At 73.1% G+C, this 18,736-nt stretch carries 12 protein-coding genes; 9 read left to right on the forward strand and 3 right to left on the reverse strand.

Annotation, left to right across the window (positions count from 1 at the left end; genetic code table 11):
• Window positions 1-436: 436 nt before the first annotated feature.
• From ABT158_RS15305 to ABT158_RS15315, 3 genes are read left to right on the forward strand one after another with little or no spacing between them, the layout of a single operon-like run.
• Window positions 437-3,235, forward strand: coding sequence for an AfsR/SARP family transcriptional regulator (locus ABT158_RS15305; RefSeq protein WP_352353499.1), 2,799 nt, complete (start codon window positions 437-439; stop codon window positions 3,233-3,235).
• Window positions 3,232-6,042: an AfsR/SARP family transcriptional regulator gene (locus ABT158_RS15310; RefSeq protein WP_352353501.1), complete on the forward strand. Its 2,811-nt coding sequence runs from the start codon at window positions 3,232-3,234 to the stop codon at window positions 6,040-6,042. Before ABT158_RS15305 ends, ABT158_RS15310 begins: the two co-directional genes overlap by 4 nt.
• Window positions 6,039-8,846 carry an AfsR/SARP family transcriptional regulator gene (locus ABT158_RS15315; protein ID WP_352353503.1) on the forward strand — a complete coding sequence of 936 codons (2,808 nt, stop codon included), beginning with the start codon at window positions 6,039-6,041 and terminating at the stop codon, window positions 8,844-8,846. Before ABT158_RS15310 ends, ABT158_RS15315 begins: the two co-directional genes overlap by 4 nt.
• 2 nt (window positions 8,847-8,848) lie before the next feature.
• On the opposite strand, the gene ABT158_RS15320 is transcribed toward ABT158_RS15315, so the two are convergent.
• On the reverse strand, window positions 8,849-10,390 hold the full coding sequence (locus ABT158_RS15320) for a PucR family transcriptional regulator (RefSeq protein WP_352353505.1): 1,542 nt from the start codon (window positions 10,388-10,390) through the stop codon (window positions 8,849-8,851).
• A 95-nt stretch (window positions 10,391-10,485) separates the two neighbouring features.
• Here ABT158_RS15320 and ABT158_RS15325 point away from each other — a divergent pair, with 95 nt between their 5' ends.
• The 3 genes from ABT158_RS15325 to ABT158_RS15335 are packed head-to-tail and all read left to right on the forward strand — an operon-like array spanning window position 10,486 to window position 14,356.
• Window positions 10,486-12,699: a xanthine dehydrogenase family protein molybdopterin-binding subunit gene (locus ABT158_RS15325; protein ID WP_352353507.1), complete on the forward strand. Its 2,214-nt coding sequence runs from the start codon at window positions 10,486-10,488 to the stop codon at window positions 12,697-12,699.
• Entirely contained in the window at window positions 12,683-12,916 is a 234-nt protein-coding gene (locus tag ABT158_RS15330) for an EF-hand domain-containing protein (RefSeq protein ID WP_352323877.1), read from the forward strand. Before ABT158_RS15325 ends, ABT158_RS15330 begins: the two co-directional genes overlap by 17 nt.
• Before the next feature lie 60 nt (window positions 12,917-12,976).
• Complete coding sequence (locus ABT158_RS15335; RefSeq protein WP_352353509.1) at window positions 12,977-14,356, forward strand: NCS2 family permease; 1,380 nt, start codon at window positions 12,977-12,979, stop codon at window positions 14,354-14,356.
• Here ABT158_RS15335 and ABT158_RS15340 read toward each other — a convergent pair.
• Window positions 14,353-15,309, reverse strand: a complete 957-nt coding sequence (locus ABT158_RS15340) for an excalibur calcium-binding domain-containing protein (protein WP_352353511.1) — start codon at window positions 15,307-15,309, stop codon at window positions 14,353-14,355. The two genes, ABT158_RS15335 and ABT158_RS15340, sit on opposite strands and share 4 nt — an antisense overlap.
• A gap of 166 nt (window positions 15,310-15,475) precedes the next feature.
• Between ABT158_RS15340 and ald the strand changes: the two genes are divergently transcribed.
• Both ald and ABT158_RS15350 read left to right on the forward strand, forming a co-directional pair.
• Entirely contained in the window at window positions 15,476-16,591 is a 1,116-nt protein-coding gene (ald, locus tag ABT158_RS15345) for an alanine dehydrogenase (protein ID WP_352353513.1), read from the forward strand.
• 105 nt (window positions 16,592-16,696) lie between these two features.
• A complete protein-coding gene (locus ABT158_RS15350; RefSeq protein WP_352353515.1) occupies window positions 16,697-17,191 on the forward strand; it encodes an EF-hand domain-containing protein in 495 nt (164 codons plus the stop codon).
• Between the two features lie 67 nt (window positions 17,192-17,258).
• On the opposite strand, the gene ABT158_RS15355 is transcribed toward ABT158_RS15350, so the two are convergent.
• Window positions 17,259-17,960 carry a thioredoxin-like domain-containing protein gene (locus ABT158_RS15355; protein ID WP_352353517.1) on the reverse strand — a complete coding sequence of 234 codons (702 nt, stop codon included), beginning with the start codon at window positions 17,958-17,960 and terminating at the stop codon, window positions 17,259-17,261.
• Between the two features lie 120 nt (window positions 17,961-18,080).
• Between ABT158_RS15355 and ABT158_RS15360 the strand changes: the two genes are divergently transcribed.
• The gene (locus ABT158_RS15360) at window positions 18,081-18,722 is read left to right on the forward strand and encodes a DUF305 domain-containing protein (RefSeq protein ID WP_352353519.1); all 642 of its coding nucleotides are present in this window, start codon (window positions 18,081-18,083) and stop codon (window positions 18,720-18,722) included.
• The last annotated feature ends 14 nt before the right edge of the window (window positions 18,723-18,736 follow it).

The raw sequence follows: 18,736 nt of genomic DNA on the forward strand, positions 1-18,736 counted from the left end.
GATGATGAAGTCCGAGCAACCCCACATAGGCGAGGGAGAACCCCCATGCGCATGCGTATTGCCCTGTCTGCGCTAGCCACCGTGCTCATCGCAGCGGTGGCTGTCGCAGGCAATGTTACGGCGGCGAACGCCGACACGTCTGCACTCTATTCGGGCCAGGACATGGCGCACTGCTGCTGAGCGGCTGACTTCACCAAGAGGGGGTGCGTCGCGCACCTCTGAGGCCTGAACCGCACCAAGCCTTCGAAGGTGTAGAAGCGCACCTTGAGGACGACGTCCTCAAGCCCATCGATGTGCCCCCTCTTCCTCCGTCTGGCCGAGAGCGTACCTGACGCCGTCTACATTCGATCTACAGTCGCGTGACCGCTTCACCTCCACGGGAATCTGATTACGCTGCCCTGGTGAGGGGACACGGGGCCGTAACCGGGGAGGACGCGTGAGCGACGACATCTACATTCGCCTTCTCGGCGGCGTTCACGCCGAACGTGGCGTCCAGTCCCTCGACCTCGGCCCGGCCAGGCAGCGGGCCACGCTCGCGATCCTCGCCTCGGCCGCTGCCCGGCCGGTCTCCATGAACCGGCTCGTCCAGGGCATGTGGGGCGACGAGCCGCCGCGCAACGCCGAGCAGAGCGTCTACACCTACGTCGCCGGCCTGCGCCGCGTCTTCGAGCCCGACCGCAGGCGGCGCGCCCCGTCGCGGCTGTTGTCGGGCACCGGCGCCGGATACGTCTTCAACATCGCTCCCCAGCAGGTCGACTCCGTGCGCTTCGCCGCGCGGCTCGACGACGCCCTGCACTGCCGGCGCGAAGGCGACGAACGCCAGGCCGTGCGGATCCTGGACGAGGCCCTGGCGATGTGGCGCGGCACCGCGCTGAGCGGCCTGACCGGCCCGTTCGCCGAGCGGGAACGTGCCAGGCTGGAGCTGTTGCGCCTGACCGCGCTGGAAGAGCGGTTCGAGAGCCTGTTACACCTGGGCCGCCACCACGAGCTCACCGACGACCTGCGTGACCTGACCGCCCGCCACCCGCTGCGCGAGCGCATTCGCGAGCTGCTGATGCTGGCCCTCTACCGGTCGGGCCGCCAGGCGGAGGCGCTGGAGGTCTACGAGGAGGGCCGGGTCCTGCTCCTGGAGGAGCTGGGCCTGACGCCGGGCGAGGGGTTACGCAAGTGTCACCAACTGTTGTTACGCGGAGAGCCCCTGCCGTGGCGGGCGGGCGGGGTGCCGCACCAGCTCCCGCGCCACCTGGCGGAGTTCGTGGGCCGCTCGCGCGAGCTGGAAGAGCTGGAGAGGCGGCTGGCCCCGGACGGCGGGCAGCCGCCGACGCCGCTGGTGATCGTCACCGGGCCGCCGGGCGTCGGGAAGTCCACACTGGCCGCCCAGGTCGCCCACCTGGTTCAGGAGCGCTTCCCCGACGGGCAGCTCTTCGTCAACTGCCGTGGCGCCACCCCTGAACTGCCCGCATTGACCGGGCTCGACCTGCTCGGCCGGTTTTTGAGGGGACTGGGGGTGGCGGCTGACGCCGTACCGGCCGACCTGGACGAGGCGGCGGCGATGTGGCGCAGCCTCCTGCACGGCCGCCGGGTCCTGGTCCTGCTGGACGACGCCGCCGACCTGACGCAGATCCGCCCGCTGCTGTCCACTCCGTTCGGCACCGCGCTGCTGGTGACCAGCCGCGAGAGCATGACCTGGGGCGAGGACTCCCACCAGCTCGAACTCGGCCGGATGTCCCCCGCCGAGTCGGCCGCGATGCTGGCCGGGCTGGTCGGGGAGGAGCGCGTGCGGGCCGGCGCGCACGACACGGCCGAGCTGGTACGGCTCTGCGAGGGCCTGCCCCTGGCGCTGCGCATCGCGGGGGCCCGCCTGGCCAGCCGCCCCGACTGGAGCATCGCCACGATGGCCGGCCGCCTGGGCGACGAGCGGCGACGGCTGCACGAGCTGGTCGCCGGCGATCTGGCCGTACGGTCCAGTCTGGCGGCCAGTTTCGCCGCCCTCGAACGCAGCCCCCGCCCCCTCGACCGGCTGGCCGCCCGCACACTGTCCGTGCTGGGCCTGCTGCACGTGCCCGAGGTCACCGCCGAGGCCGCCGCCGCGCTGCTCGACGGCGACCCCGCCGACGCCGACCTGGCCCTGGAACGGCTGGCCGACGCGCATCTGTTCGACCGTTCCCGGCCGGGCCGGTACCAGCTGCACGACCTCGTCCGGCTGTTCGCGGGCGAGCTGCGCCCGTCCGATCCCAAGAAGCCGGTGCTGCGCGCGCTCGCGTACTACACCGCCTCCACGCACCTGGCCAGCGGCGTCATGGACCCGCACCGCGTCCGGCGCGGCACCGCTCCGGAGTCGGCCGCGCACGTGGTGGCCGGGCGGGAGGAGGCGACGGCCTGGCTGCTGGAGGAGGAGGCCGTCCTCGCGGCCGCGGCCCGCCAGGCGTTGTCCGCCGAGGACGACGACATCGCGGCGATGGGAGTGGCGCTCACGCTCGCCTTGGAATGGGCCTACCAGCGGAGCTACCGGACGACGGAGATGATCGAGCTCAGCTCCATGGCCCTGACCGTGTGCGAACGGATCGGCGACGCGGAGAACACGATGCACGCGCAAGGTCTGCTCGCCAACGCCCTGCGCATGCAAGGACGGACAGAGGAGGCCGTCGAGCACCTGCGGGCCGAGCTGGCCATCGCCAGACGGCTCGGCGACGCCTTCTCCGAGCAGCGCGCGCTGGGCAACCTCGCCAACACGTACGTCAACGACGGCCGGTACGAGCAGGCGATCGGCTTCGCCGAACAGCAACTCACGATCGCCGGCCTCATCGGCGCGCGGGTCGGCGCCCGGTACGCCATGCTCATCATCGGCGAGGCCCGTCAGGCCCTCGGCCGGGCGGAGGAGGCCCGCGAAATCCTGAGCTCGGCCCTGTCCGAGGCCGAACAGGTGGGCGACCAGACCCATCAGGCGCAGCTCCGCGCCGTCCTCGGCCGGGTGCATCTGGATCTGGGCGAGCCGGAACACGCCCTGCCCCACTACCTCATCGCCCTGGAGCTGATCGAGCGGGCCGGCTACCGGGTGGGACGGGTGCGCGACCTGGTCGGGTTGTCGCGCACCTACCGCGCCATGGGCGAGCTCGACCTGGCGCTCGCCCACGTCACCGAGGCGGTGGCCGGGGCCGACGGGCTCGCGGAGTGGGAGACGGAGGCCAGGGAAGAGCAGGCCGCCGTGCACGAGGCCCGCGCGAGGCACCGGTGACCGACGGCGTGGCCATCCGCCTGCTCGGCCCGGTGACGGGCGTGCTCGACGGCGAGGAGATCGATCTCGGTCCCGCGCGCCAGCGCGCGGTCGTCGCCATGCTGGCCTCTCCCCCGGGCCGGGTCGTGACCATGGGAAAGCTGGTGGAGGGCCTGTGGGGCGAGAACCCGCCGGCCAGCGCCGGGCAGAGCGTCTACACGTACGTGGCCGGGCTGCGGCGCACGCTCGAACCCGGACGCAGGCCGGGCCGGCGGTCCGAGGTGCTCGTCGGCGAGGCGGGCGGATACCGGCTGCTCGTCGATCCGCGCCAGGTGGACTCCTGCGTCTTCGCCGAGCTGCTGGAGAGGGTCGCCGATTGTGGGCCGGACGGCGAGGACGACGCCCTGCGCATGCTGGACCGGGCGCTGGCCCTGTGGCGGGGCGTGGCTCTGAGCGGCCTGACCGGCCCCTTCGCCGAGACCGAGCGCATGCGGCTGGACGAGCTGTTCCTCGGCGCCACCGAGACGCGCGCCGAACTCCTCGTCCGCCTGGGCCGGGCCCGCGAGGCCATCGCCCCGTTGCGCGAGCTGACCGGCCGCCACCCGCTGCGCGAACGGCTGCACGAGCTGCTCGTCCTGGCCCTGGACGGTGACGGCCGCCAGGCGGAGGCGCTCCAGGCGTTCGAGGAGGCCAGGCGTATCCTCGATGACGAGCTCGGCGTCCTGCCCGGCGAGGGTCTGCGCGCGGCGCACCAACGGGTGCTGTCCGGGGGCGCGGAGGAGCCCGAGCCGGCCCGTCCGGCCGTCCCCCGGCAGTTGCCGCGCGATCTCATCGGGTTCGTCGGCAGGTCCGCGGAGACGACCTGGCTGAGATCTCTGCTGTCGCCGGCGGACGGCCCTCCGCACCCGTTCGTGGTGATCTCGGGACCGCCCGGCGTGGGCAAGTCGGCGCTGGCCGTCCAGGTGGCACACCGGGTCGAGGGCCGGTTCACCGACGGACAGCTCGCCGTCGGCCTGCGCGGCGGCACGCCGGGCGTCTCCCCGCTGCCGCCCCATGAGATCGCGGGGCGGCTGCTGCGCGGCCTCGGCGCGGCCAATGAGGACATCCCCGCCGACCTGGACGAAGCCGCGGCGATGTGGCGCAGCAAGCTGCACGGCAGGAAGCTGCTGGTGCTGCTGGACGACGCGGCCGGTCTGGCGCAGATCAGGCCGTTCCTGGGCACCCCGCTGGGCGTCACCCTCCTCGTCACCAGCAGAGAGTCCTTCAGCGCGGGGGACGACTGCATGCAGTTGCGGCTGCGCCGCCTCACCTCGTCCGACGCCGCGCTCATGCTCTCCGGGCTGGCCGGCGCCGAGCGGGTGAGGGCCGACGCCGAGCGGACCGCCGCCCTGGTGAGACTGTGCGACGGTCTCCCGCTGGCGCTCCGGATCGCCGGCGCCCGCCTCGCCGACCATCCCGAATGGAGCCTGGGCGCGCTCGCCGACCGGCTGGCCGACGAGCGCGGCCGCCTGCGCGAACTGGCGGCCGGGGACCTGGCCGTGCGCTCCAGCCTCGCGGGCAGTCACCATGGTCTGGCCACCGGTTCCCGCCCGCTCGATCGGCTGGCCGCCCGCGCCCTGCCGCTGCTGGCGCTGCTGCACGTGCCCGACGTGACGGCGGAGCTGACGGCGAGGCTGCTCGACACCCCTGTCGAGGAGGCGGGGCGGGCCCTGGAGCGGCTGGCCGACGCCAACCTCCTCGAACGGGCCCGGGATGGCCGTTACGAGCTGCACGACCTGGTCAGGCTCTTCTCCGGCGAGCTGCGCCCGTCGGACGGGAAGGAGGCCCTGTTGCGAGCCTTGTCCTACCTGGCCGCGTCTGCGCGGTCGGCGAGCGTCGCCGTCGACCCGCACCGGGTGCAACTCGCCCGGCACGTCGAGGGGCCCGTCCGTGAGCACGCAGACGCCGAGCGGGCGGCGGCCTGGCTGCGTGCGGAGCGGCAGGTCCTGAACGCGGCCGCCGCCCAGGCCCTGAACTCGCCGGACAACGACATGGCGGAGCTGGGCGTGACGCTGGCCTTCGCGCTCCTGTGGCAGCAACAACGCGAGCACGCGGGTCAGGAGATGATCGACCTCAACGTGCCGGTCCTGCGGGTGTGCGAGCGTCTCGGCGACGAGCGCCTGGCCCTCCTCGCGCACGACAACATCGCCAACGGCCTGCGCCTGACGGGCCGGGCCGAACAGGGGGTGCCGCACCTGGAGGCGGCGCTGGAGCTGGCGACCCGGATCGGCGACTCCTTCGGCGAGCTGCGCGCGCTCGGCAACCTCGCCAACCTCCACGTCACGGCGCAGCGCTACGCGCAGGCGCTGCCTTACGCCGAGCGTCAGCTGGGTGTGGCACGGGCGACCGGCTCACAGGTCGGGATCCGCTTCGCCCTCATCGTGATCGGCAAGAGCCTGCTCGGCCTGGGGCGTGCCCGGGAGGCGTACGAGCCGCTCCGCGAGGCACTGGACGGCGCCCTCGCGGCGGGCGACGACACCCATGAGGCGCATGTCCGCCTGGCGCTCGGCGACGTGCTGATCCAGCTCGGCGACCCCGGGCACGCCCTGGAGCACCTGCGGGTGGCGCAGTCCCTGCTCGGCTCGACAGGTCACCGGTTCAACGTGAACGCCCTCATCTCGCTGTCGCAGGTGTCGCGCGCGCTCGGCGAGCTCGACGAGGCCCTGTCCTACGCCGACGACGCGGTGCGCGTCACGGAGAGGTTCGGTTACGTCTCCTGGGAGAAGCGGGCCAAGGAGGAGCAGGCGGCCGTGCGGGCGGCGATGAGGACCGCGGCGGGCCGCTCATGAGCGCGCCCGGTCTCGGTCTGCGCCTCCTCGGGCCGGTCTCGTGCACCCTCGACGGCGCAGAGGTCGATCCGGGGCCGCCGCGGCAACAGGCGGTCCTGGTGATGCTCGCGGCCGTCCCCGGGCAGGTGGTCACCAAAGGTCAGCTGTTCGAGGGGCTGTGGGGCGGTCACCCGCCGTCGAGCGCCCAGCAGAGCGTCTACACCTACGTCGCGGGGCTCAGGCGCGCGCTCGAACCGGGCCGCAACCCGGGCGAGCGGCCGGGCCTGGTGGAGAGCGCCGCGGGCGGGTACCGGTTGCTGGTCGAGCCGGACCGCGTGGACACGATCGCCTTCGCCCGTCTCACCGAGACGGCCCGCAGGTCGGCCGAGGCGGGCGCGCAGGCGGAGGCGCTGCGCGTCTACGACCGGGCGCTGGGGCTGTGGCGGGGACGCGCGCTCGGCGACGTGCCGGGCCCCTTCGCCGAGGCGGAGCGGGCGAGGCTGGAGGACCTGCACGCGGGCGCCGTCGAGGGGCGGGCCGCGGCCCGGATCCTGCTCGGCGCGCCGCACGAGGCCGTCGCCGAGCTCAGGTCCCTGATCGCCCGGTATCCGCTGCGCGAGCGCCCGTACGAACTGCTCATCCTGGCGCTGGACGCCTGCGATCGGCGGCCCGAGGCGCTGCGCGTCTACGCGGAGGCGCGGCGCATACTCAGCGACCGGCTGGGGGTGGGGCCCGCGGCGGGCGTGCGGCAGGCGTACGCCCTGGTGAGCGCTCGAACCGCGCCCGGCTGGGAGGCCGGGCCGGTCCCCCGGCAGCTGCCGCGCGATCTCACCGGCTTCGTGGGCAGGCCGCGCGAGATCGCCCGCCTCCGGGGCCTGCTCTCCCCCGATGACGACGCCGAGCCGCACCCGTTGATCGTGATCTCAGGGGCGCCGGGCTCCGGCAAGTCCGCGTTGGCCGTACGGGTCGCGCACACCGTACGGCACCGCTTCCCGGACGGGCAGGTGTTCGTCAACCTCCACGGCGGGACGCCGAACGTGCCGCGGCTGAAGCCGCAGGAGATCGCCGCCCGGCTCCTGCGCGCGATCGGCACCCGCAACGAGGAGGTGCCGCCCGGCATCGAGGAGGCGGCGGCCCTGTGGCAGTCCAGGGCCGCGTCCAAGAGGCTCCTCGTGCTTCTGGACGACGCCGCCGACCCGGAGCAGATCCGCTGGCTGCTGCCGGCGCCGGCCGGCGTCTCCGTCCTCGTGACCAGCAGGGACTCGTTGCAGGCGGGGGACGGTCTCGTCCGGATCAGGCTGGGCCGGCTCTCGTCCGCCGAGGCGAGAACGATGCTGGCCCGGCTGGCCGGGGAGGACCGGGTCGGCGCCGACCCCTCCGGTACCGCGTCGCTGATCCGCCTGTGCGACGGGCTGCCGCTGGCGCTGCGCATCGCCGGGGCGCGCCTTTCCGACCGCCCGGACTGGACCGTCGGCGAGCTGGCCGGCCGACTCGCCGACGAGCGCACCCGGCTGCACGAGCTGGAGGCGGGCGACCTCGCGGTACGGTCGGGGCTGGCGGCGAGCTGGAGCCATCTCACCCACAGCGAGCGCGCCCTCGATCGGGAGGCCGCGCGGATGCTGGCCGTGCTCGGGCTCCTCCACGTCCCCGACCTCTCGGCGGACGCGGCCGCCCGGCTGGCCGGCGTACCCGAGTGGGAGGCCGGGCGCGCGCTGGACCGCCTCGGCGACGCCCACCTGCTCGAACGGGACGCGCGGGGCCGCTTCCAGTTGCACGACCTCGTCCGGCTGTTCGCCGGCGAGCTGGTCCCCGCCGAGGGCCGCAAGGCCCCGCTGCTTCGGGTGTTCGCCTACTACGCGGTGAGCCTGCGGTCGGCCGCTCATACCGCGGACCCGAACCGGGTCCACCCGACGCACCTCGCGGTGGCCGGCCCGGGCCGCGCCTTCCGGGACGCCGCTGAGGCGAACGACTGGATCGAGCAGGAGGAGTCCGCCTTGCTGGCCGCCGCGGCCCAGGCCATGGCCGACCCGGACGACGACCTCGCCCGTGCGGGGGCCGCCATCGGCCTTGCGCTGTTCTGGCCCCAGCAGAAGGCCTACCGCGTGGCCGATCTGATCTCCGTCGGCAACCAGGCGCTGTCGGTGGCCGCCCGCCTCGGCGACGACGAGACCGCCATGCACGCCCACAGCCAGGCCGCGGCCGGCGAGTACTTCAAGGGCGACCTCACCGCCTCACTGGAACACCTCGACCGGCACCTGACCCTGGCCAGACGGCTCAACGACCGCTTCGACGAGCAACGGGCCCACGGCAACCTGGCCGCCACGTACGCGAAGGCTCAGAGGTACGACCGGGCCCTGGAACACGGGCTGGCCCAGCGCGAGATCGCCCGGGAGATCGCCTCGGAGGTCGGCGAGCGGTACGCCCTGCTGCAGATCGGCAACGCCTACCGGCACATGGGCCGTCTGGAGGAGGCGGTGGTCGCGCTGGAGGAGGCGGCGGCGATGGCCGGGCGGGCCGGCGACGCCTCGCTGGAGGCGCACATGCGCCACGGGCTCGGCGGCCTCCAGCTCGACCGCGGTGACCTGGAGGCCGGGCTCGCCCAGCTCGGACGGGCGCTCGACCTCGCTGTGGCGGGCGGCACGAAGCTCCTGCAGGTGCAGTGCCTGATCCAGCTCGCCGGGGCCAACCGGCTGCTGGGGCGGCGGACGGCGGCGGCGGAACGCCTGGCCGAGGCGGAGTCCCTGGCGCTGGCTCTGAACAGCCCGTCCTGGCTGGAGCGTGTCGCCGAGGAGCGGGCGGCGGGCGCGGCGGACCGGGAGCGGTGAGGTCAGCCGGGTGGGGTGGTGTCGCGGAGGGCGAGGAAGAAGTCGACGCGGTCGGACATCGCCGACAGGTTCCTGCCGGTCAGCTCCTCGATCCTGCGGATGCGGTACCGGACGGTGTTGACGTGCACGTGGAGCCGTTCGGCGCAGGCGTGCCATGAGCCCGAGCAGTCGAGGAAGACGTCGAGCGTGCGCACGAGGCCGGACTGGTGGCGGCGGTCGTAGGCGAGCAGCGGGGACAGCAGCCGGTCGGCGAAGGAGCGGCGCACGTCGCCGGGCACGGTGGCCAGCAGCAGCGCGTGGGTGTAGATCTCGTCGCTGGTGACCACGCCGCCGTCGCGGGCCTCGGCCAGCCGCCTGGCGTGCCCGGCCTCCTCCACGCCGCCCTTGAGCGCGGCGCCGCCGGTCAGCGCGCCGCTCAGGCCGACGCTCAGGCGGGTGCCGGGCAGCGCGGCCAGCACGGCGGCCCCGGCCCGCAACCGCGCGGCCAGCTCCCCGACGCTCCTCCCCCGCAACGCGACCACCGCCACCGCCCCACCGCGCCCCTGTGGTTCGGCCGGGACGGCGGCGGCGACGACCTCGCGGGCGAGCAGTTCCTCCAGGATCCGGCCGCCGAGGACGCCGGGGGTGGGGCCGGGAGGGTTCGTCGAGCCCGGCTCGGGTCCTCCGGGGGCGCCGGGGCGCGGGGCGGTGGCGCTGACCACGGCGTACGGCTCGTCGGCGTCGATGCCGCACGTGCGCAGCCGGGCGTTGAGCTCGGCCGCGTCGGAGTCGGCCAGGGCGGCCGCCACGAGCTGCCCGGCCAGGCGCCGCTCGACCCGGCGGCCCTCCTCCAGGCGTCCGCGTTCGAGTGCCACGCAGGCCGCCAGCTCGTAGCCGAGGTCGGCGCGGCCGAGCAGGTCGCCGTCGCAGGCCAGGACCCAGCCGGCCGCCCGGTGGCCGCGTCCGACGGCGAAGAGCGTCGCGCCGCCGGCCAGGGCGGGCAGCCGGGGCGCGGTCAGGTACGCCCTGGCCAGCCCCGCCGGATCGGCGGCCGTGCCGACGACCACCTCACCGGACGCGGACAGCACGGCGCCCGTGACGCCCAGCTCGGCGGCGGTCAGCTCGAACAGCCCGCGCAGGTCGGCGCCCTCGGCCAGGGCCGCCACGAGCCTGCGGTGCCGCCCGAGCGCGTCGCGCACGTCGCCGGACAGCCGGGGCGCGACCAGCTCGGCCAGCGTGCGGAAGGAGACCTCGACCGGCACCTCGACCAGCGGCAGCCCGGCCTGCCGGCAGGCCGAGACGAGGTCGGCGGGCACGTGCCCGAGCCGGGCCGCGCCCGCGCCGAGTGCGGACACCCCGCCCTCGACCAGGGCGGTGACGAAGCGGGCGGAGTCGGCGGCGGTGTCGCGCCACATCAGGCCGGTCAGGACCAGCTCGCCGCCGGACAGGTAGCGCCCCGGCTCGGGCAGGTCGGTGATGTGGACCGTGCCGAACTCGCGCTCCGGGTCGCCGGCCAGCAGGCTGAGACCCAGCTCGTCGATCGCCAGCAGGTCACTGATGCGCACTTGGAGGAATATACAAGCCCGCTCTGTCAAGCGATGACCGGGATTTCACGTCACGGGCATAGGAGGCCGGGCCGGGCCGGTGCTCTACTCGGAGGATGACGGAGACGGTCCACTCCACCAGGTCCGAAGGCGTCGGCGGGGCCGAGGGGGTCGGCACGAGCGCGCGGCGGCCGGACGCGACGCTGAAGGTGACCGGCGAGTTCGCCTACGCCTCCGACCTGTGGCTGGACGGCATGGTGTGGGGCGTGACGCTGCGCAGCCCGCACCCGTCGGCCTGGATCCGGTCGATCGACGCGGGCCCGGCGCTGCGGATGCCGGGCGTGCTGGCCGTCCTGACGCACGAGGACGTGCCCGGCGAGAAGTTCTACGGGCTCGACCACAAGGACCAGCCCGTGCTGGCCATCGACCAGGTCCGCCACCAGGGCGAGCCGGTGGCGCTGGTGGCCGCCGACCATCCGGAGACCGCGCGCAGGGCCGCGCGGGCCATAGTGGTCGGCTACGAGCCGCGCCCGGCGGTGACCGATCCGCGCGAGTCGCGCGAGTACGTCAGGCGCCAGCCGGTGCGCAAGGGCGACACGTTCGAGGCGGAGGTCGTCGTCACCGGCGAGTACGAGGTCGGCATGCAGGACCAGGCGTTCCTCGGCCCGGAGTCGGGTCTCGCGGTCCCGGCCGAGGACGGCGGCGTGGACCTGTACATCGCCACCCAGTGGCTGCACGTGGACCGCGACCAGCTCGCCCCCTGCCTGGGCCTGCCGCCGGAGAAGGTGCGGCTGACGCTGTCGGGCGTCGGCGGCGCGTTCGGCGCCCGCGAGGACCTGTCGATGCAGGTGCACGCGTGCATGCTGGCGCTGCGCCTGAACCGGCCTGTGAAGATCGTCTACGGCCGCGAGGAGTCGTTCTTCGGGCACGTGCACCGCCATCCGGCCCTGATGCGCTACGAGCACGGCGCGACGCGCGACGGCAGGCTGGTCTACGTCAAGGCCGACATCCTGCTGGACGGCGGCGCGTACTGCTCCTCCTCCCCCGCCGTGGTCGGCAACGCCGCCTCGCTGGGGGCCGGGCCGTACGAGGTGCCGAACGTGTGGATCGACGCCGCGGGCGTCTACACCAACAACCCGCCGTGCGGGGCGATGCGCGGGTTCGGCGCGGTGCAGGCGTGCTTCGCCTACGAGTCGCAGATGGACCGGCTGGCCGAGGCGTGCGGCCTGTCGCCGGTCGAGATCCGGGCGCGCAACGCCGTCTCCCAGGGCTCGGCGCTGGCGACCGGCCAGGTGATCGACTCCCCCGCGCCGCTGGCCGGCATGTTGGGCGAGCTGGAGGCCATGCCGCTGCCCGCCCCGCGGACGGGGGCGGACCTGCGCGCGCTGCCGGGCGGCGTCTCGCAGACCACGCACGGGGAGTCGGTGCGGCGCGGGATCGGCTACGGCGTCGGCATCAAGAACATCTGCTTCTCCGAGGGCTTCGACGACTACTCCACGGCCCGGGTGCGGGCCGAGCTGGTCGGCGGCGAGCCGCGGGTCACCGTGCACACCGCCGCCGCCGAGGTGGGCCAGGGCCTGGTCACGGTCCAGGCCCAGATCGCGCGCACCGAGCTGGGCATCGAGGACGTGACGGTGGCGACCGCCGACACCGCCGTGGGCTCGGCGGGCTCGTCGTCGGCCTCGCGGCAGTCCTACGTGACGGGCGGCGCGGTCAAGGCGGCCTGCGAGGCGGTGCGCGAGCGGTTCGAGGGGCTGCCGCCGCGGGAGGCGCTGGCCAGGTTCGGGCCGATCGAGGAGACCCGCGAGTACCGGCACCGGCCGACGAAGCCGATGGACCCGGTGACCGGGCAGGGCGACTCGCACACGCAGCTCGCGCTGTGCGTGCACCGCGCGGTGGTGGACGTGGACGTAGAGCTGGGGCTGGTCAAGGTGGTGGAGCTGGCCGCGGTGCAGGACGTGGGCAAGATCATGAACCCGCAGGCGCTGGAGGGCCAGATCCACGGCGGCACCGCCCAGGGGCTCGGGCTGGCGCTCATGGAGGAGATCCAGGTACGTGACGGCCGCGTGCTGAACCCGTCGTTCACCGACTACCTGATCCCCACCATGCTCGACATGCCGCCCATGCAGCTGAAAATCCTGGAAAATCCAGACCCGTCCGCGCCGTACGGCCTCCGCGGCGCCGGCGAGCCGCCCACGCTCTCCTCCACCCCGGCCGTCGCCGCCGCCGTACGCGCCGCGACCGGGCTCCGGTTGACTCGCGTTCCGATCAGGCCGGAAGATATCGCCTTGTCCAATCACGGGGAGGTATCCGATGGCAAGCGGTCGTGAAGCCGCCGAGGCGGAGTTCAGTCGCTTCGACACCGACGGCGACGGTCTGCTGACCGCGGCCGAGATCAGGCAGGCCAACGAGGCGCTGGGGGTCCACGGCGCCTCCGAGGAGGAGATCGAGGCGTTCATCAACGCGGCCGACACCGACGGCGACGGCCGGATCGGCCTGGAGGAGTTCGTCGGCCTGGTCGGCCACGGGCGGCACGAGAAGGCATGATCATGTCCCCCGCCGGGTAGGTGACCCGCACTCCCCTCGCCATGACGAGGGGGACGTGTGGTGCTCGACAGACTCTTCGAGCTGACCGGGCGGGGGACGACCGTCGGACGCGAGGTCCGCGGCGGCCTGACCACTTTCATGGCGATGGCCTACATCATCCTGCTCAACCCGATCATCCTGGCCGGCGCGAAGGACGTCACCGGCGCCCGGCTGTCCATCGCCGAGCTGACCACCTCGACCGCGCTGGCGGCCGCGCTGTCCACACTGCTCATGGCGTTCGTCGGCAACGCGCCGTTCGCGCTGGCCGCCGGGCTCGGGCTGAACGCGGTGGTCGCCTACCAGGCCGCGCCGCACATGACCTGGCCGCAGGCGATGGGCCTGGTCGTGCTGGAGGGCGCGGTCATCATCGTCCTGGCCGTGACCGGCCTGCGCACCCTGATCATGAACGCGATCCCGCTGGCGCTCAAGCACGCGATCAGCGTCGGCATCGGCCTGTTCATCGCCCTGATCGGCCTGGTGGACGCGGGTTTCGTCGCCCGGGGCACCGGCACCCCCGTGCAGCTCGGCGCGACCGGACACCTCACGGGCTGGCCGGTCACGCTGTTCTGCTTCGGCCTGCTGCTGATGATCGTCCTGTACGTGCGCAGGACCCCGGCCGCCATCCTCATCAGCATCGCGGTCACCGCGGTGCTGGCCGTCCTGGTCAACGCGCTGGTATCGGTCCCCGCCAAGGAGTGGGGGGTGGTCGTGCCGCACATGCCCGAGTCCCTGGTCGCGGCGCCGAGTTTCGGGCTGGTGGGGCAGTTCGACCTGTTCGGCGGGTTCGCCAGGGCGGGCGCGCTGACCGCGACCGTGGTGCTGTTCACGCTGGTGCTGTCGGGCTTCTTCGACGCGATGGGCACGATCATCGGCGTCAGCGACGAGGCCGGGCTCGTGGACCAGGTCGGACGGGTGCCGCGGCTGGGCCGCATCCTGACCGTCGACGGCGTCGCGGGCATGATCGGCGGCTCGGTCAGCGCCTCGGCCAACACCGTCTTCGTCGAGTCGGCCGCCGGTGTGGGCGAGGGGGCGCGCACCGGTCTGGCCAGCGTCGTGACCGGGGCGCTGCTCGGGCTGACGCTGCTGTTCACGCCGATCGCCGCGGTGGTGCCGGCGGCCGCGGCGGCGCCCGCGCTGGTGCTGGTCGGGGCGCTGATGATGACGCAGTCCAAGAACGTGCCCTGGACCGACATCGAGCTGGCCGTGCCGGCGTTCCTGACGATCGCGCTGATGCCGTTCACGTACTCGATCACGAACGGGGTGGGGGCCGGGGTGATCTCGTACACGCTGATCAAGGCGGCCCGGGGGAAGTTCGCGGAGATCCCGTGGCTGTTGTGGGCCGTCTCGCTGATCTTCCTGGCCTACTTCGGCATCGACGCCCTCCGGGCCCTGTTCGGTTAGCGGATGTCAGCGCTGTTGCAGGCCACGCCGTTGTGGTCGAGGTCGGGATACCAGGAGTACTCCTCATGCCGTCCGCGCGTGTAGGGGCCGTCGCCGGCGGCCTGGGCCTCCTTGCAGCTGGCGTACCGCTTGTCGGGGACGCGGGCGACGCCCGCGGGGGCGGTCGTGCCGGTGGTCGCGGTGCCCTGGCCGGTGTCCGTGGGCTGCTGCGGCTGCTGGTTCGGCGGCTGCTGGTTCGTGGGCTGCTGCTGGTCCGTCGGCTGCTGGTTCGTCGGCTGCTGGTTCGTCGGCTGCTGGGGCTGCTGGTCGGTGCCCGGCTGGGACGGCTGCGGCTGCGACGGCTGGGACGGCGGCGTGCCGAGCATCTTGACCACCAGCGCGTCGGCCTCCTCCTTGGTGAAGCCCGCGATGCTCAGGCTGTCGCCTTCCATGCTCTGCGTGACGACCGGCGCGGCCAGGACCGTCTTCGGCGTCTGCTCGCCCTCGGGCGCCAGCACGATCGCGACCTGCCGCTGCGTGGGCTGGAGCTCGTCGATGAGCCGCACCAGCCGGTCCTTGAAGACCGGGGCGACCGCGACGCGCACCGAGTAGGAGTTGTCGGTCCCCCGGACGGCCTCGATCCGCTGCACGGCGCCGACCGTGACGCCGTCCTCAAGGAGGTAACAGGTGGTCTGCTGCTCGTCGAGCACGGCCGGGTCGCCCGGGCAGGGCGCGGTCTTGGTCTCCTTGACCGGCGCGAAGTGGATGGGGGTGGCCAGGCGCTGCGGCGGCGCGCCGCCGAGCAGCGGGCTGTCGGGGCTCCTGGTCATCAGAACGGCGACCGTGCCGAGCACGCCCGCCACGACGACGACGAGCACCAGCGAGACGGTCAGCACGATGGTGGTGAGGCGGCTGGCCTTCGGCTCCTCCGGCTCTTCCGGCTCCGCGGGAGGCGCCTCTACCGGTCTGTCCATCGTTGACGACCCCATCCTGACGTTCGGGCTGCCGGTGAGCTTATCGAGGACGGGCAGCAGCGGGGTAATCAGCCGAAAAATCCTCACCTATCTGTGAGATCGGAGGAAAAATGGATATGAGAACGCAGGTTGTCGGCAACTTTCCACGCGAACGAGGGATGACCCCATGAAGGTCGGAGTTCCCCGCGAGGTCAAGAACAGCGAATACCGCGTCGCACTCACCCCCGCGGGCGTCCACGAACTGGTACGCCACGGGCACCAGGTCCACGTCGAGCGGCAGGCGGGCCTCGGCTCGGCCATCCCGGACGAGGACTACGCCGCGGCGGGCGCCGTCATCGCGCCGCACGCCGACGAGGTGTGGGCCGCGTGCGACCTGATCATGAAGGTGAAGGAGCCGGTGGCCGAGGAGTACCACCGGATGCGCAAGGGCCAGATCCTGTTCACCTATCTCCACCTGGCCGCCTCGGGCCCCCTGACCAGGGCCCTGCTCGACTCGGGCGTCACGTCCATCGCCTACGAGACCGTGCAGAACAGGGACGGCTCACTGCCCCTGCTCGCCCCGATGTCGGAGGTGGCCGGACGGCTGGCGCCGCAGGTCGGCGCGTACCACCTGATGCGCTCGCAGGGCGGCAGGGGCGTGCTCATGGGCGGCGTGTCCGGCGTGCGGGCGGCGAACGTCGTGGTGATCGGCGCCGGAGTGTCCGGCATGAACGCCGCCGCCATCGCGCTCGGCATGCAGGCCGAGGTGCTGCTCCTGGACCGCAACATCGACAAGCTGCGCCAGGCGGACATGATCTACCAGGGCCACTGCCAGACGGTCGCGTCGAACACCCTGGAGATCGAGAAGGCCGTGCTGGAGGCCGACCTGGTCATCGGCGCGGTGCTGGTGCCGGGGGCCAAGGCGCCGACGCTGGTCACCGACGACCTGGTGAGCCGGATGAAGCCGGGCTCGGTGCTGGTGGACATCTCGATCGACCAGGGCGGCTGCTTCGAGGGCTCGCGGCCGACCACGCACGCCGAGCCGACGTACCGGGTGCACGAGTCGGTCTTCTACTGCGTGGCCAACATGCCGGGCGCGGTGCCGCACACCTCGACGTTCGCGCTGACCAACGTGACGTTGCCGTACGCGCTGGCCGTCGCGGGCAAGGGGTGGCGCGAGGCGGTCCGCACGGACGCCGCCCTGGCCGCGGGCGTGAGCACCCACGAGGGACGCCTGACCAGCCGGCCGGTGGCCGAGGCGCACGGCCTGGAGTGGTCGCCGCTGGAGGAGGCGCTGACCTGAGCCGCGGGCCCGGTCGCGCGAAACGGGACCGGGCCTTGGCCGCCGGGGATCCGCACGTTACCGTGAGTCACGAGACCATGACGATCCGTGACGACGGAGGCTTGGATGGATCCGGTGCTCCTGCGCGGCAGCGCGGAACGCAACTTCGACGACCTCGACACCGACGGCGACGGCTTCCTGACCAAGGACGACTACATCGCGCTGGCCCGCCACCGCATCCGGCGGGCCGGCGCGCGGCCGGACACCCCCGAGGGCGAGAAGGTCGTGGCGGCGTTCCTCGACACCTGGGACGTCCACGTCCACGCCCTCGACGCCGACCACGACGGCCGGATCAGCAGGGAGGAGTACGTCGAGTCCTTCCAGGCGCTGGTGCGCACGGGCGCGCTCGACGGCGTGCTGAACCCCATGTTCCGCGCCACCTTCGACCTCGCCGACCACGACGGCGACGGCGAGCTCACCGCCGCGGAGTTCCGCACGCTGTGGAACCGCGACGACGGGCTCTCGGCCGCCTTCCAGCGGGCCGACGCCGACGGCGACGGCCGCATCTCCTTCGAGGAGTACGCCCGCCTGCGCCGCGGCCTGCTCGTCGGCGACCTCTAGCGGAAGCCCCGGACACGCGTCGAGGGCCCGGCCGGAGCCGGGCCCTCGACGTGTCGCGAAGGGGGTGTTACTTGGACTGGCTGGGCGAGGGCGCCAGCGTCTCCATCGGGGTGTTGCCCGTCGGCGCGGGCGGCAGCGGGGCCTGGTCGGCCGTGGTGGTGATGGCGTCCTGGCCGCCGCAGATGGCGCCCGGCTCGGGGGTGTCACGGCCGTTCTGGTACTTCTTGATGAAGGCCGGGAGCTTGGGGTCGGACGGGTCCTGGAGCTTGAGCTGGTGGCCCCACGTCGAGGCGACGATCGGCGCCGGCAGGCCCGGGTAGGGGCTGACCAGCATGTAGTCCTGCTGGCCGGTGGAGGTGGCCACGTCCTTCAGCGCGTCGAGCTGCGCCTTGGGCAGGTCGGGGCGGTAGGTGATCCAGACCGCGCCGTGCTCCAGCGAGTGCACCGCGTGCTCGTTGTGGATCGGCTTGTCGTAGACCGCGCACTGCTGCCAGTAGTTGTTGTGCTCGCCGCCGACGGGCGGGGTCTCCTTGTACGTGACCGTCTTGGCGACGTGCTGGCCGGCCTCGTACTTGTAGTCGGCCACCGCGTCGAGCGAGGTCGCGCGCGCCTGGTTGACCAGGTAGAAGCCGACCACGCCGACGAGGAGCACGACGATGAGACCGCCCGTCCCCCACATGAGCAGTGCGGCGCGGCGTTGTTTGCGCTGCTGCTCGGCCCGCATCTTCTGCAGATGCTCGCGCCGCGCCTGCGCCTTCTCCTTCGTCATCGTCCCTCCATCGGCGTACCTGACTCCGGTCACCCTATGCCCTGCCGGCGTATGCGGAGAATAAGAGGCGCATAAGCGTCGGATCACAGCTTGCGCGGGGATGGGTACGCTGGACTGGCCATGGAAAAGCCCGCCAGAAAACCCGTTCTGATCGTCTGCGCCGTGCTGGTGCTCCTCGCCGCGGCGTTCCTGCTGTTCGGCCGCGACTCCACGCCCGGAGACTCCTCGCCGGAAGCCGGGTTCGCCCGCGACATGGCCACGCATCACGCGCAGGCCGTGGAGATGGCGTTCGTCATCCGGGACAAGGGCCCGGCCAAGGAGATCAGGAACCTCGCCTTCGACATCATCACCACGCAGTCCAACCAGCGCGGCATGTTCCAGGGCTGGTTGCAGCAGTGGGGTCTCGACCAGGCGACCGACCAGCGCCCGATGGCCTGGATGGCGGGCCACGGCCACGGCGCCACGCCCGCGGCGCCGGGCACGGCTCCGGGCGCGATGCCCGGCATGGCCTCGCCGCAGGAGCTGGCCAAGCTCAAGGAGCTGCAGGGCGTCCAGGCCGAGGTGCTGTTCCTGCAGCTCATGATCCGCCACCACGAGGGCGGCGTGGAGATGGCCGAGGGGCTGCTCAAGCTGTCCACGCGGGACGAGGTGGCCGGCATGGCCCAGAAGATCGTCCAGGGGCAGAGCGGTGAGATCAGGCTGATGACCGACCTGCTCAAGCAGCGGGGCGCGCAGCCGTACCCGTCGATCCTGGCCTCCTGAACCCCCGCGCCGGG

It is taken from the genome of Nonomuraea sp. NPDC001636, from assembly GCF_040298265.1.
Classification (GTDB): domain Bacteria; phylum Actinomycetota; class Actinomycetes; order Streptosporangiales; family Streptosporangiaceae; genus Nonomuraea.